This is a genomic window from Comamonas sp. UBA7840, from assembly GCF_002501455.1.
GTDB classification, from domain to species: Bacteria; Pseudomonadota; Gammaproteobacteria; order Burkholderiales; family Burkholderiaceae_C; genus Comamonas; species Comamonas jiangduensis.
In genome coordinates this window covers 57,904-71,494 of the sequence record NZ_DLTI01000032.1, presented here as the reverse complement: position 1 = coordinate 71,494, position 13,591 = coordinate 57,904, and the positions used below count along the sequence as shown (strand labels likewise).

15 protein-coding genes are annotated in these 13,591 nt (G+C 59.1%); 11 read left to right on the top strand and 4 right to left on the bottom strand.

Annotated elements, in window-relative coordinates:
• Positions 1-139: 139 nt before the first annotated feature.
• The 5 genes from rpsF (at position 140) to dnaB (ending at position 3,273) form a co-directional block, all read left to right on the top strand.
• Positions 140-502, top strand: a complete 363-nt coding sequence (gene rpsF / locus B3R00_RS12920; RefSeq protein WP_219163971.1) for a 30S ribosomal protein S6 — start codon at positions 140-142, stop codon at positions 500-502.
• A gap of 16 nt (positions 503-518) precedes the next feature.
• Complete coding sequence (priB, locus tag B3R00_RS12915; protein ID WP_174863052.1) at positions 519-809, top strand: primosomal replication protein N; 291 nt, start codon at positions 519-521, stop codon at positions 807-809.
• A gap of 18 nt (positions 810-827) precedes the next feature.
• Positions 828-1,109: a 30S ribosomal protein S18 gene (rpsR, locus tag B3R00_RS12910; protein ID WP_166069388.1), complete on the top strand. Its 282-nt coding sequence runs from the start codon at positions 828-830 to the stop codon at positions 1,107-1,109.
• Positions 1,110-1,121: 12 nt separating this feature from the next.
• Positions 1,122-1,577, top strand: coding sequence for a 50S ribosomal protein L9 (gene rplI / locus B3R00_RS12905; RefSeq protein ID WP_174863053.1), 456 nt, complete (start codon positions 1,122-1,124; stop codon positions 1,575-1,577).
• A 268-nt stretch (positions 1,578-1,845) separates the two neighbouring features.
• Positions 1,846-3,273 carry a replicative DNA helicase gene (gene dnaB / locus B3R00_RS12900; protein ID WP_219163973.1) on the top strand — a complete coding sequence of 476 codons (1,428 nt, stop codon included), beginning with the start codon at positions 1,846-1,848 and terminating at the stop codon, positions 3,271-3,273.
• A 190-nt stretch (positions 3,274-3,463) separates the two neighbouring features.
• Here dnaB and B3R00_RS12895 read toward each other — a convergent pair whose 3' ends face one another.
• The 4 genes from B3R00_RS12895 to B3R00_RS12880 form a co-directional block, all read right to left on the bottom strand.
• Complete coding sequence (locus tag B3R00_RS12895) at positions 3,464-3,868, bottom strand: hypothetical protein (RefSeq protein WP_286999356.1); 405 nt, start codon at positions 3,866-3,868, stop codon at positions 3,464-3,466.
• Positions 3,869-5,707, bottom strand: coding sequence for a PhoH family protein (locus tag B3R00_RS12890; RefSeq protein WP_286999355.1), 1,839 nt, complete (start codon positions 5,705-5,707; stop codon positions 3,869-3,871).
• 173 nt (positions 5,708-5,880) lie between these two features.
• Positions 5,881-6,369 carry a peroxiredoxin gene (locus B3R00_RS12885; protein ID WP_174863055.1) on the bottom strand — a complete coding sequence of 163 codons (489 nt, stop codon included), beginning with the start codon at positions 6,367-6,369 and terminating at the stop codon, positions 5,881-5,883.
• A 138-nt stretch (positions 6,370-6,507) separates the two neighbouring features.
• Positions 6,508-6,876 (bottom strand): Mth938-like domain-containing protein, encoded by a 369-nt coding sequence (locus tag B3R00_RS12880; protein WP_286999354.1) that lies wholly within the window; start codon positions 6,874-6,876, stop codon positions 6,508-6,510.
• Positions 6,877-7,055: 179 nt separating this feature from the next.
• Here B3R00_RS12880 and B3R00_RS12875 point away from each other — a divergent pair, with 179 nt between their 5' ends.
• The 6 genes from B3R00_RS12875 to moaD all read left to right on the top strand — a co-directional run bounded on the left by B3R00_RS12875 (position 7,056) and on the right by moaD (position 13,585).
• Positions 7,056-8,342 carry a pyridoxal phosphate-dependent aminotransferase gene (locus B3R00_RS12875; protein ID WP_286999353.1) on the top strand — a complete coding sequence of 429 codons (1,287 nt, stop codon included), beginning with the start codon at positions 7,056-7,058 and terminating at the stop codon, positions 8,340-8,342.
• Positions 8,343-8,415: 73 nt separating this feature from the next.
• Positions 8,416-9,750, top strand: coding sequence for a homoserine dehydrogenase (locus B3R00_RS12870; RefSeq protein ID WP_286999352.1), 1,335 nt, complete (start codon positions 8,416-8,418; stop codon positions 9,748-9,750).
• Positions 9,751-9,908: 158 nt separating this feature from the next.
• Positions 9,909-11,333 (top strand): threonine synthase, encoded by a 1,425-nt coding sequence (thrC, locus tag B3R00_RS12865; RefSeq protein ID WP_286999351.1) that lies wholly within the window; start codon positions 9,909-9,911, stop codon positions 11,331-11,333.
• A 187-nt stretch (positions 11,334-11,520) separates the two neighbouring features.
• Positions 11,521-12,075, top strand: a complete 555-nt coding sequence (gene mobB / locus B3R00_RS12860; RefSeq protein WP_286999350.1) for a molybdopterin-guanine dinucleotide biosynthesis protein B — start codon at positions 11,521-11,523, stop codon at positions 12,073-12,075.
• On the top strand, positions 12,075-13,313 hold the full coding sequence (gene glp, locus B3R00_RS12855) for a gephyrin-like molybdotransferase Glp (protein WP_286999349.1): 1,239 nt from the start codon (positions 12,075-12,077) through the stop codon (positions 13,311-13,313). The genes mobB and glp overlap by 1 nt, the downstream gene beginning before the upstream one ends.
• A gap of 20 nt (positions 13,314-13,333) precedes the next feature.
• Positions 13,334-13,585, top strand: coding sequence for a molybdopterin converting factor subunit 1 (moaD, locus tag B3R00_RS12850; RefSeq protein ID WP_286999348.1), 252 nt, complete (start codon positions 13,334-13,336; stop codon positions 13,583-13,585).
• The last annotated feature ends 6 nt before the right edge of the window (positions 13,586-13,591 follow it).

Here is a 13,591-nt window from a genome sequence, read left to right as displayed (position 1 = left end):
GTACTTTCAAGGGCAGTGTGCCAAAGGGTATTCCAAGCCTGTGAGTGTACAAGCCCATGGGGAGTGCTTATAATCTACCGTTTTGCCTTGCTCCACCGCTACAGGCGCAGCGGGGGGCTTAACCCAAAAGGGAGTTTTCATGCGTCATTACGAAATCATTTTGTTGATCCATCCGGATCAAAGCGAGCAAGTTCCAGCCATGCTGGAGCGCTACAAGGGCATGATCACCGCTGGCGGTGGTGCAGTGCACCGTGAAGAAGATTGGGGCCGTCGTCAGCTGGCTTACATGATCAACAAGCTCGCCAAGGCTCACTACATCTGCTTGAACATCGAAGCCGACCAGGCTGTGATGCAAGAGCTGGAACACGCGTTCAAGTTCAACGACGCCGTGCTGCGTCACCTGACAGTGCAGAAGAAGAAGGCCGACACCGGCGCTTCTTCCATGATGAAGACTGTCGAGCGCGAAGAAGCTCGCAAGGCCAACCAAGCTGCTGAAGCCTAATTAGGTTTCGCTTGGAGTGGAAAACCACGTTGTCCTGAGCGCCTGTATCGAAGAGCTGCAAGCTCTGCGCTACACCCCCGCCGGATTGCCTGCCTTGGATTTGCGCCTGGTGCATGAATCCTCCCAAGTGGAAGCAGGCGTTCCGCGCAAAGTCTCAGCGGCTGTGAAAGCGGTGGCATTTGGTGCATTGGCCGAGCGACTGGCTCGCCAAGCACCCGGAAGTTCTTGGAGTTTTCAAGGCTTTCTTGCCACACCGCGCAACAGCAAAACCGTGGTGCTGCACATCCAGGATATTCAACAAAATTAATTTTCAAGAGGTCCAGTAATGGCCACGTTCAAGAAATTCAACAAAGACAAGCGCCCCAAGCGCAACACCCAGTCGCTGCTGTTCAAGCGCAAGCGCTTCTGCCGCTTCACCGTGGCTGGTGTTGAAGAGATCGATTACAAGGATGTTGACACCCTGCGTGACTTCATCGCCGAAAACGGCAAGATCATCCCTGCTCGCCTGACCGGCACGCGCGCTATTTACCAGCGTCAGCTGAACACTGCCATCAAGCGTGCTCGCTTCCTGGCTATGCTGCCCTACACTGACCAGCACAAGATCTAAGGAGCAAGAATCATGCAAATTATCCTGCTCGAAAAGGTTGTGAACCTGGGTAACCTGGGTGATATCGTTAAGGTCAAGGACGGCTACGCACGTAACTTCCTGATCCCTACAGGCCAAGCACGCCGTGCTACCGCTGCTGCCAAGGCTGAGTTCGAAGCCAAGCGCGTCGAACTGGAAAAGGCTGCTGCTGAGAAGCTGGCTGCTGCACAAGCTGAAGGCGAAAAGCTCAACGGTTTCACCGTGAAGCTGTCGCAAAAAGCCGGTGTGGATGGCCGTCTGTTCGGTTCCGTGACCAACTACGACATCGCCGATGCTCTGAAGGCGCAAGGTTTCGCGTCGGTGCACAAGGCTCAAGTGCGTATGCCTAACGGTCCTATCAAGACTGTTTCCGCTTCCACCGTGGAAGTGGCTCTGCACACTGACGTGGTTGTGGAAGTGAACGTGGAAGTGGCTGGCGAAGCTGCTTAAGCGTTTGCCGAACTTCTCGGAATACTTTCCGACACACAAAAGCCACCTTCGGGTGGCTTTTGTATTTGGGTTCTGTGTTTGATTTGATGCATGAAACCGCTGTCAGCGGCCGTTGAATCTGCGTGGACAGCACTTATTTTCTGAGTATTGCCAAGTTTTGGTGGCGCGCGATAGTTGCAATGCGTGCGTTGCTGGTGTGATTACTGGATGACGCCAGCAGCGCTGGGCGCTACGATCACTGGCTTGTCTTTTTGTGGGTTGTTGATAGATGTCCTCCGTAATGCCGCCGTTGGAAGATGATGTGTTTGGTGTCCCTGTGCCTGATGAAGATCAGCAGGTAGCCAAGCTGCGCCTGCCGCAGTACTCCATGGAGTCAGAGTCCAGCGTGCTGGGTGGCTTGTTGATGGACAACAACGCCTGGGATCGGGTGGGCGATTTACTCACCGACAACGATTTCTATCGCCACGAGCACAAGCTGATCTTTGCGGCGATTGGCAAGTTGATCAACGACAGCAAGCCGGCCGACGTGATCACGGTGTTTGAGCATCTGCAGGGCATGGGTAAGGCGGACGAGGTAGGGGGCATCCTCTACCTGAACCAGCTGGCGCAGTATGTGCCCAGTGCCACCAACATCCGCCGCTATGCGGAAATCGTGCGCGAGAAAGGCATTCTGCGCAAACTGCTGACGGTGAGCGATGAGATTGCCACCAATGCGCTGAACCCCCAGGGCAAGCCGGTGGAGCGCATTCTGGATGAGGCGGAGCAGAAGATCTTTGCGATTGGCGAAGAAGGCTCGCGCATGAAGCAGGGCTTTCAGAGCATGGATGTGCTGGTGGGTGACCTGCTGGACCGTGTGCAGGAGATGGCCGATAACCCTATGGATGTGACCGGCGTGCCCACGGGCTTTGCCGACCTTGATCGCATGACTAGCGGCCTGCAAGCGGGTGACTTGGTGGTGCTGGCGGCGCGCCCGTCCATGGGTAAGACCTCTTTCGCAGTAAATATTGCGGAGCACGTGGCGCTCAATGAAGGCCTGCCGGTAGCCATTTTTTCGATGGAAATGGGCGCCGCCCAGTTGGCGGTGCGTATCGTTGGTTCGATTGGCAAGGTCAACCAGGGCAATTTGCGCACCGGCAAGCTGGAGCACGATGAGTGGGCACGCTTGACCGAGGCGGTGGAAAAGCTGAGCCAAATCTCGCTGCATATTGACGAAACCCCGGGCCTGACGCCTTCAGAGCTGCGTGCCAACGCCCGCCGTCTGTCGCGTACCTGCGGCAAGCTGGGTCTGATTGTGGTCGACTATTTGCAGCTGATGAGCGGCTCCAGCGGCGGTGGTGGCGACAACCGTGCGACCGAGCTGGGTGAAATCTCCCGTGGCCTGAAGATGCTGGCCAAGGAGCTGCAATGCCCGGTGATTGCCCTGTCGCAGCTCAACCGCTCGGTGGAGCAGCGCACCGACAAACGCCCCATGATGAGTGACTTGCGCGAATCGGGTGCCATCGAGCAGGACGCGGACATCATCATGTTCATCTACCGCGACGACTACTACAACAAAGACTCCAAAGAGCCGAACGTGGCCGAAGTCATTATCGGCAAACAGCGTAACGGCCCTACCGGCACGGTGAAACTGTTCTTTCAGAAGAACCAGACGCGCTTTGAGAACCTGGCCATGGGGTATGGCAGCGACGAGTATTGAGTGTCGGGTGTTGGCGCAAAGCGATGACGCCATAGATGGCGCAAAAGAAAAAGGCCCTGCAATGCTGCAGGGCCTTTTTTATGGCTCAAATAAAAAGTGAGCTGCTAGCGCTTGATATTCATAGACTTTAGATGGTTTTATATCTGAAGTTGTTGATTAATCAGCGCAAGCGGCTTCGTTTTTGAAAGCACTACATGCGCACCAGGTAGATCAGCAAACCTATCACCACCACGCTCAGCACGCCGCAGGCCCACGCCAGACGCGTGGCGCCGGTGCGCAAAATGCCTACGGTTTTGACGATTTGTGCCTGCTGCTCCGCCATTTTCTCCAGCACTTGGTTGGAAGCGCGCTGGGCGGCTTCCAGGTGCTGAATGCGTGCCTCCAACTGCGCCACTTGCTGCAGCGCCAATTCACCGGCATTGCTGGCCAGTGAAGGCTGGGCTGCATGCAGCGAAGCGGCTTGCTCGGCTTCTTCCTGGGCTTGTTCGGGGCTTTTTTTCATCAGTCCCTTGGCAGCCTTGAGTACTGAAGGCGCAGCCTGAATCACGTCGCCCCACGGCACCATTTTGAGCGCAGTCACCCAACTGATGGCCATTTACAGTACCTCGCTGGCAAAGTCCGCCAAGCGCGAGCGCTCCCCGCGTGCCAGCTGGATGTGGCCGCCGTGCGCCCAGCCCTTGAAGCGGTCTACCGCAAAGGTCAGGCCCGAGCTGCCTTCGGTCAGGTAGGGGGTGTCGATCTGTGCCAGGTTGCCCATACAGATTATCTTGGTGCCGGGGCCGGCACGGGTGATCAAGGTCTTCATTTGCTTGGGTGTCAGGTTCTGCGCTTCGTCGATGATGACGTACTTGTTCAAGAATGTGCGGCCTCGCATGAAGTTCATGCTCTTGATTTTGATGCGGCTGCGGATCAGCTCATTGGTTGCGGCGCGCCCCCATTCGCCGGGGTTGCCGCCGTCGCCCTTGGCCAGAAATTCGAGGTTATCGTCCAGGGCGCCCATCCAGGGGCCCATTTTCTCTTCTTCGGTACCGGGCAAAAAGCCAATGTCCTCGCCTACGCTCACGGTGGCGCGGGTCATGATGATTTCGGTGTAACGGCGGTCATCCAGCACTTGTGCCAGGCCAGCGGCCAGTGCCATCAGGGTCTTGCCCGTGCCCGCCGTGCCGGTGAGTGAAACAAAGTCCACATTCGGATCCATCAGCAGGTTCAGGGCAAAGTTTTGCTCGCGGTTGCGTGCGTTCACGCCCCAGACATTGTGTTTGGTGCTGCTGTAGTCGCGCAGGGTTTCCAGCACCACGGTTTTGTCGCGGATTTCCGCCACGCGCGCGTGCAAGCTGGGCTCGCCGGGTGCTTCAAAGTACACATATTGGTTGACCAGCATCTGGCCCGACAGCGGACTGGTGAAGCTGTAGAGCGTTTTGCCACGGTCTTGCCAGCTTTCCACCTGCTTGGCCTTCTTCCAGAAGTCGGCAGGCAGGGCCAGGCTGCCCGTATAGAGCAAATCGCCATCCTCCAGCGTTTTGTCGTTGCGGTAGTCCTCGGCAGGCAGGCCCAGTGCGCGTGCCTTGACGCGCATATTGATGTCCTTGGACACCAAAATCACTTCCTGTTGGCCGAGCTTGACGGCGCGCAGCGCTTGTACCACACCCAAAATCTGGTTATCGGCCTTGCCTTGGGGCAGGCTGGAAGGTAGCTTGTAATCCAGCGGCACGGTCTGGAAGAACAGGTGACCCGTGGCGCCCTTGTGGCCGCTAGCGTCCAGGCGCAGCCCGGTGGCCAGGTCGGCGTCTTGCTGGGCATCAACCAGTGCATCCAAGGTACGGCTGACTTGGCGGCCATTGCGCGCCACTTCGGTCATGCCGCGTTTGTGCGCATCCAGCTCTTCCAGCACCACCATCGGCAAGAAGATGTCGTGCTCTTCAAAGCGGAACAAGCTGGTGGGGTCGTGCAGCAGCACATTCGTATCCAGCACAAACAGGCAGGAATGCTGGGTACGCTTTTTGTGGCTGGTGGCAGCCTTGGTTTTGCTCTTGGCGGGTTGGCTGGGTGTAGCTGGTGTAACTGCTGCGGTGGGCGCTGGCGTAGCGGTGGAGACAGGCGTGGCAGTTGCCGTAACGGCAGCTACAGGTAGTTTCGCGGCGGGTGGTTGCTTGATGCTTGCCTGTGCCGCAGCGCGCTGTTGGGCCAGTTGTTTGGCGGCAGCCGTGGTGGCAGCACTGGCGCTGCCCGATGTTTTGTTGCGACTGCGGGCGGGTGCTGCAGAAGCTGCAGGTTCGGCGGCGATGGCCGTCGCAACGGCGCTGGGCAAGTCTTCGTCCAAGTCGATGACCGGGGGCTTTGCCGCAGCGGCACGTTTACTGATGTCAGCAGTGACGTTGAAGGCTTCCTTGGCAACGCGCGCAGCGCGCTTGGTAGGGGCTGGAGGCAGTGGCATAAGCGTTTCAGTCCTTGTTTTCAGGGCTGTAAAAAACACAAAGCCGCTGGGCGCAGGCCCGAGCGGCTTTGGAAGAGAGGGATTTGCAATGCTGGTTCAATACGCGCAAAGGCATGCGATCCATTATGCATGTCTTGGCGCTTGCACGGATGCCAGCGCCAAGAATGTAGGGTTTAGGCAGCCTTCTTGGCGGCTGTCTTCAAGGCTTTTACAGCCTTCAGAACTTCATCCACGTGACCGGGGACTTTCAGGCCGCGCCACTCTTGCGCCAGGATGCCGTTGGTATCAATCAGGAATGTGGAGCGCTCAATGCCCTTGACCTTCTTGCCGTACATGATCTTGTTCTTGACCACGCCAAACATGTGGCACATCTTTTCTTCGGTGTCCGCGATCAGCTCAAAGGGCAGCTCCAGCTTCTCCTTGAAGTCGTCGTGCGACTTCATGTTGTCGCGCGAAACACCGAACACCACGGCGCCTGCTTTTTCGAAGTCCTTGAACTTGTCGCGGAACTGCATGGCCTCTGTGGTGCAACCAGGTGTGTTGTCCTTCGGATAGAAGTACAGAATCACAATCTGGCCGTTGTGCGAGGTGTTGGAAACCTTCACGCCACCTGTCGCATTGGCTTCAAATTCGGGAAGGGGTTTGTTGACAACGATCGCCATGCGCTTTTATCTCTCGGGAGTAGTCGTTGGAATGCCGAGGGGTGTAGGGTAAGTATTGCTTTTATGGATAAGTACGCCCCCGACCGCAACCTGCGATTTTACCCCGAAACGTTGAATTTGACGAGCCCCCTGCGGATATTACTCCAACAACAGTGCGGCTATCACGTTGCGGCCTTCTGCCGCTAAAACGTTGTAAGTGCGGCAGGCGGCATGGGTATCCATGGTTTCGAATCCGATGCGTTTTTGCATCAGAGCTTGAAGCCAGGAAGGGTGGACAAAGCGCAGCTTCTCGCCGGAGCCAAAAATGATGAGTTCGGCGTTGAGCTCGGCCAGCTCGGCAAAGTGCTGGGCGGTGAGCGAAGCAAAGTTGCTGCAATTCCAAGGGCGTAAAAAGCCGCTGGCGCCAAGCAGAACACTGCCGGAGTGCTCTTTTTTATCAATGGCGACCCAGCCGGGGCCATAGCCTGTGACCATTTGCACATCAGCGCGATCGGCATGGAGTTGCATAGAGATTCCTTCTTGGGCAGTGCGTGGAAATGCTCGGGGTGCTGTCCCCTCTGTGTGCAAGGAGCATGGGCACCTCGGTTTACGGGGAGGCGCTGCGCCCGATCTGTGTTCAAATTATAGGTTTCACCGGGGCGCAAGCGCGCTTCGGCGCCACTTCGAGCCAACTGGAAAATCCTCCTATGAAGACCGTCCAAAAATCCGCCAAATTAGCCAACGTCTGTTATGACATCCGCGGGCCGATCATGGATGCGGCGAAACAAATGGAGGAAGACGGCCACAAGATCATCAAGCTCAATATCGGCAACTTGGCGGTGTTTGGTTTTGATGCGCCGGAAGAAATCCAGCAGGACATGATCCGCAACCTGCCCAACTCGGCCGGTTACTCGGACAGTCGCGGTATTTTTGCGGCCCGCAAGGCAGTGATGCATGAAACTCAGCACCAGGGCATCAAGGGGGTCACGCTCGACGATATCTACCTGGGCAATGGCGCTTCCGAGCTGATCAACCTGGCGACCAACGCCCTGCTGGATAACGGCGATGAGTTGCTGGTGCCTGCACCCGACTACCCGCTGTGGACGGCAGCCACCAGCCTCTCGGGCGGCACGCCCGTGCACTATATGTGCGATGAGGCGAATGGCTGGATGCCCAATTTGGACGACATTCGCGCCAAAGTCACGCCGCGTACCAAGGGCATTGTGGTCATCAATCCCAACAACCCCACAGGTGCCTTGTATTCCAAGGAGTTGTTGCTGAGCATCATTGAAATTGCCCGCCAGCACGGCTTGGTGATTTTTGCCGATGAGGTGTATGACAAGGTGCTGTACGACGACGTCAAGCACGTGCCCATGGCCAGCTTGTCGACGGACGTGCTGACGCTGACGTTCAATTCCCTGTCCAAGGCGTACCGCTCCTGCGGCTATCGTGCGGGCTGGATGGTGATTTCGGGCGACAAAAAGCCCGCCAAGGATTACATCGAGGGCATCAATATGCTCTCCAACATGCGCCTGTGCGCCAACGTGCCTGGGCAGTGGGCGGTGCAAACCGCGCTGGGTGGCTACCAGTCCATCAAGGATTTGGTGTGTGAAGGCGGTCGCTTGCGTGTGCAGCGTGACCTGGCGTGGGAGATGATCAACGCCATTCCGGGCGTTAGCTGTGTCAAGCCCCAAGGCGCGCTGTACATGTTCCCACGCCTCGATCCCGAGATTTACCCCATCTCCAACGACCAGGAGTTCTTCCTGGAAGTGCTGCAAGAAACCAAGGTCATGCTGGTGCAAGGCACCGGTTTTAACTGGCCCCATCCGGACCACTTCCGCATTGTGTTTTTGCCCCATGAGGCTGACCTGCGCGAAGCCATCAACCGTTTGGCAGACTTCTTGGCGAAATACCGCCAGCGCCACGGCGCCGACAAGCTGGCAGCTTCCAAAGCTGCGGGCAAAGGCAAAGCCAAGCTGCACGTGGCAGCCTAAAATTTTCTGATAGCTGCAAGCGCAGACTCCATAAGCGCTGCAGCCCTTTTTGACGTAGAAACGTAAGCAACTTATGAAACCGATCCAAGTAGGCCTGTTGGGCATTGGCACCGTGGGCAGCGGCACATTCAACGTGCTGCAGCGCAACCAAGAAGAGATCCGCCGCCGTGCGGGTCGTGGCATTGAGATTGCCATGGTGGCCGACTTGGACACAACGCGTGCGCAAGCGGTGGTGGGCGACAAGGCCAAGGTGGTGGGCGATGCCCGCGCCATCATCGCCAACCCCGACATCGACGTGGTGGTGGAACTGATCGGCGGCTACGGCATTGCCAAGGCCCTGGTGCTGGAAGCGATTGCTGCAGGCAAGCACGTGGTAACCGCCAACAAGGCGCTGCTGGCCGTGCACGGCACCGAAATCTTCAAGGCGGCCGCCGAGAAGGGCGTGATCGTGGCCTATGAAGCGGCTGTGGCCGGAGGCATCCCGATCATCAAGGCGCTGCGCGAAGGTCTGACCGCCAACCAGATCCAGTGGGTGGCCGGCATCATCAACGGCACGACCAACTTCATCCTGTCCGAAATGCGTGACAAGGGTCTGGACTTTGACGTGGTGCTCAAAGAAGCGCAACGCCTGGGCTACGCCGAAGCCGACCCCACCTTCGACATCGAAGGCGTGGACGCCGCGCACAAGGCCACCTTGATGAGCGCGATTGCGTTTGGTATCCCGGTACAGTTTGACAAGGCCTATGTAGAGGGCATCACCAAGTTGGCGGGCGCTGACATCAAGTACGCCGAGCAACTGGGCTACCGCATCAAGCTGCTGGGCATCACCAAGCGCACCGACAAGGGCATCGAGCTGCGTGTGCACCCGTCGCTGGTGCCTTCCAAGCGCCTGATCGCCAACGTCGAAGGCGCGATGAACGCCGTGGTGGTCAACGGGGATGCCGTGGGCACCACGCTGTACTACGGCAAGGGCGCGGGCTCTGAGCCCACCGCTTCGGCCGTGATCGCCGACCTGGTGGACATTGCCCGCCTGCACGGTGCAGACCCCGCCCACAGCGTGCCGGCGCTGGCTTTCCAGGCCCACACCTTGGCGGCTGCGGGCAACGAATTGCCCGTGCTGCCCATGGCCGACGTGGTCACTAGCTACTACCTGCGCATCCGCGTGGCGGACGAAGCCGGTGTGCTGGCCAAGATCACCACGCTGCTGGCCAATGCCGGTATCAGCATCGACGCCGTGATCCAGCGCGAAGCCGACGAAGTGGGCGGCGAGGGCTCGACCCAGACCGACCTGATCATCCTCACGCACGACACCCGCGAAGGCGATATGGACAAGGCCATGGCTGAAATCCAAGGCCTGGCCACTGTGCTGGCGCCGATCACGCGCATTCGCAAAGAAGAGTTGAACTGATAGCACCCCCTGAGGCGCTGCGCGCCTTCCCCCTCTCTGGCTGGGCCGGAGGGGGACGGCACCAGCGCGGCGGGGCGGCCCTTGCGCGGTGTCCCCAACGAAAGTTGGCGTGGACACTGTGTTGGGGCTTTTGATTCGAATATTGACGAGGAAGCACCATGCTTTATCTGTCCACCCGCGGTCATGCAGACCGCAAACGTTTTTGCGACATCTTGCTCGAAGGTCTGGCGCCCGATGGCGGCCTGTACCTGCCGGTCGAGTACCCCCAGATCAGCGACGCCAAGCTGACCCAGCTGCGTGAAACCTTGGCCACCCAAGGCTATGCGGCGCTGGCGTTTGAGATTTTGTCGCTGTATATCGACGACATCCCTGCGGACGACCTGCGCGCCCTGTGCGCCAAGACGTACACCAAGGACGTGTTCGGCACCGAGGCCATCGTGCCCGTACGCACGCTGGAAGGTAATTTGCGGATCGAAGCCCTGTCCAACGGCCCCACACTGGCCTTCAAGGACATGGCTATGCAGTTGCTGGGCAATTTGTTTGAGTACGAGCTGACCCGCCGTGGTGAAACCCTGAACATCCTGGGCGCCACTTCGGGCGACACCGGCAGCGCGGCCGAATACGCCATGCGCGGCAAGCAGGGGGTGCGCGTGTTCATGACCAGCCCCCACGGCCGCATGAGCCCCTTCCAGCAGGCGCAGATGTTCAGTCTGCAGGACGAGAATATCCACAACATCGCCATCGAAGGCGTGTTTGACGACTGCCAGGACATCGTCAAGGCAGTGTCCAACGACCACGCCTTCAAGGCCAAGTACAAGATCGGTACCGTCAACTCCATCAACTGGGCGCGTTTGCTAGCCCAGGTGGTGTACTACTTTGCCGGTTACTTGCAAGCCACCACACGCAACGAAGAAAAGGTGAGCTTCACCGTGCCTTCGGGCAACTTTGGCAATATCTGCGCGGGCCATGTGGCGCGCCAGATGGGCTTGCCGATTGCCCAGCTGGTGGTGGCCACCAACGAAAACGATGTGCTGGACGAGTTCTTCCGCACTGGCGTGTACCAGGTGCGCGGCGCGGTCAACACCTACGAAACGTCCAGCCCCTCGATGGACATCTCCAAGGCCAGCAACTTTGAGCGCTTTGTGTTCGACCTGGTCGGCCGGGATGGCGCGCGCACCCAGGCGCTGTTTGCCGAAGGCGTTGCCAAGCAGGGCAAGTTCGACCTGAGCGGTGACGCCTGCTTCCAGGATGCTGCAGCCAAATATGGTTTTGTCAGCGGCAAGAGCACCCATGCCGACCGTTTGGCTACCATCAAGGACTGCTATGAGCGTCTGGGCCAGATGATCGACACCCACACCGCCGATGGCGTGAAAGTGGCCCGCGAGCATCTGCGTGCCGAGCCCATGCTGGTGCTGGAAACTGCCTTGCCCATCAAGTTTGCGGCGACCATCGAAGAAGCCCTGGGCCGCCAGCCTGAGCGTCCCGCCAAGTTCGACGGCATCGAAGACCTGCCTAAACGCGTGGTGGTGATGCCATCGGATGTGGAGCAGGTGAAGGCCTACATCCAGCAGCACTGCGATTGAGGTGAGGCGGGCTTTATAAAAAAGAGAGCTGCCTGCGCTTGATAAAACTCGCTTTGCACTACAAAGTATTTGCAAAGCAAGATACTGCAAGCGCTAGCAGCTATGCTTTTGAAAGCCTATGCACCTGTGGCACACCAACGGCGCTGGGCAACCAAGCGCCGTTTTTATTGGGAAGAAAGAACACACGATGAAAGCTTTGGGCTTTGCCGCTTTCTCTGGCATGGGCAAGACCACCTTGCTGGAGCAGTTGATTGCCGCGCTGCGCGCGCGGGGCCAGCGTGTGTCCACCATCAAGCATGCCCACCACGATGTGGACATCGACATTCCGGGCAAAGACAGCTGGCGCCACCGCCAGGCTGGTGCCAGCGAGGTGCTGCTGGTGTGCGACAAACGCCTGGCGCTGGTGCGCGAGTTTGAGTCTGAGCAAGACCTCGATATACACGCCATGCTGGCCGAGTTGCGCGCTGAGGTGGACTGGGTGTTGGTGGAAGGCTTCAAGCACGGCAACCTGCCCAAGGTGGAAATTTGGCGTGCGCCCGATCCCGCCTCTGGCAAGACTGCTAAGCCGCTGCGCTTTCCGGAAGACCCGCAGGTGGTGGCCGTAGCGACGGACGATGCTGCGGCATTACCCGTGCAGCCGCCCGCGCACATCGCGTTGTTAGATTTGAACCAGCCAGCGCACATCGCCGACTGGATGCTGGCCAACGCCAGCCGTTTTGACTACCAAGGAGTGAATGCCTGATGGCCGCTATGACCACTTTGGATGACGCACTGGCCCACGTGCTGGCACAAGCCCAGTTGCTGGGCACGGAAAACGTTGACCTGTTCAACGCCGATGGCCGCGTGCTGGCGCAGGACTGCATCTCGGCGCTGCAAGTGCCGCCGCAAGACAATTCCGCCATGGACGGCTACGCCGTGCGCACCGCCGATATCACAGCCGCTGGTGTGGCCCTGCCCGTGAGCCAGCGCATTCCCGCAGGCCATGTGGGCACTGCGCTGCAGCCCGGTACCGCAGCCCGCATCTTCACTGGCGCGCCCGTGCCCCCCGGAGCGGACGCGGTGTTGATGCAGGAAGACACGCAAGTCTTGGACGATGGCCGCGTGCAATTCAACGCGGTGCCCAAACTGGGCCAGAACATCCGCCGTGCAGGCGAAGACATTGCCCTGAACAGCACGGTGCTGGCGCAAGGCACGCGCTTGACGCCTGCGGCGATCGGCTTGGCCGCCAGCATTGGCATGGCCACGCTGCCCGTGGGCCGCAAGCCATGCGTGGCGCTGTTTTCCACGGGCGATGAGCTGGTCATCCCCGGCACCGTGGCCCCGCAGGACATGCAACCCGGCCACATCTACAACAGCAACCGCTACTTCCTGCGTGCGCTGCTGCAGCGTTTGGGTTGCGAGGTGGTGGATGGCGGCATCCTGCCTGACAACCGCGAGCAAACTGTGGCAGCGATTCACCGCGTGGCGCAGGACTGCGATTTGGTGCTCTCCAGCGCAGGTGTTTCGGTAGGTGAGGAAGACCACGTCAAGCCCGCCGTGGAGCAGCAGGGCGAGCTGAACCTGTGGATGATTTCCATGAAGCCCGGCAAGCCCTTTGCCTATGGCAAGGTCTGGCGCAACGGCAAAGATACGTCTGCAGGCGTGGCCCACTTTATGGGCCTGCCCGGCAATCCGGTCTCCAGCTTCATCACCTTCTTGCTGCTGGTGCGCCCCTTTGTGCTGCGTCTGCAGGGCATGCAGGATGTAGCGCCCAAAGCCATTGAAGTGACCGCGCAGTTTGAATGGCCCAAGAAAGAAAAGCGCCGCGAATTCCTGCGTGCGCGCCACACGGGCAATGGCACTCTGGCACTGTTTGGCAACCAGGGCTCGGGCGTGCTGACGTCCACGGTCTGGGGCGATGGCTTGATCGACAACCCGCCGCTCACGCCCATCCAGCCCGGTGATACCGTGCGCTTTATTCCGTTCACCGAGTTGATGTGAGCGGGCAGGGAGAAAACTCTATGAATATCACCGTGCGTTACTTTGCTTCCATCCGTGAAGCCATGGGCACAGGCTCCGAAGACCTGCAAACCACTGCAGCGACGGTAGGCGCCTTGCGCGACGAACTGATGGCGCGCAGCGACGCTGCGGCGCATGCGCTGGCCCACGGCAAGGCCGTGCGCATGGCGCTGAACCAGGACATGTGCAGCGGTGATGCACCGCTCAAGTCGGGGGATGAAGTTGCCTTTTTCCCTCCCGTCACCGGTGGCTAAGCAGCG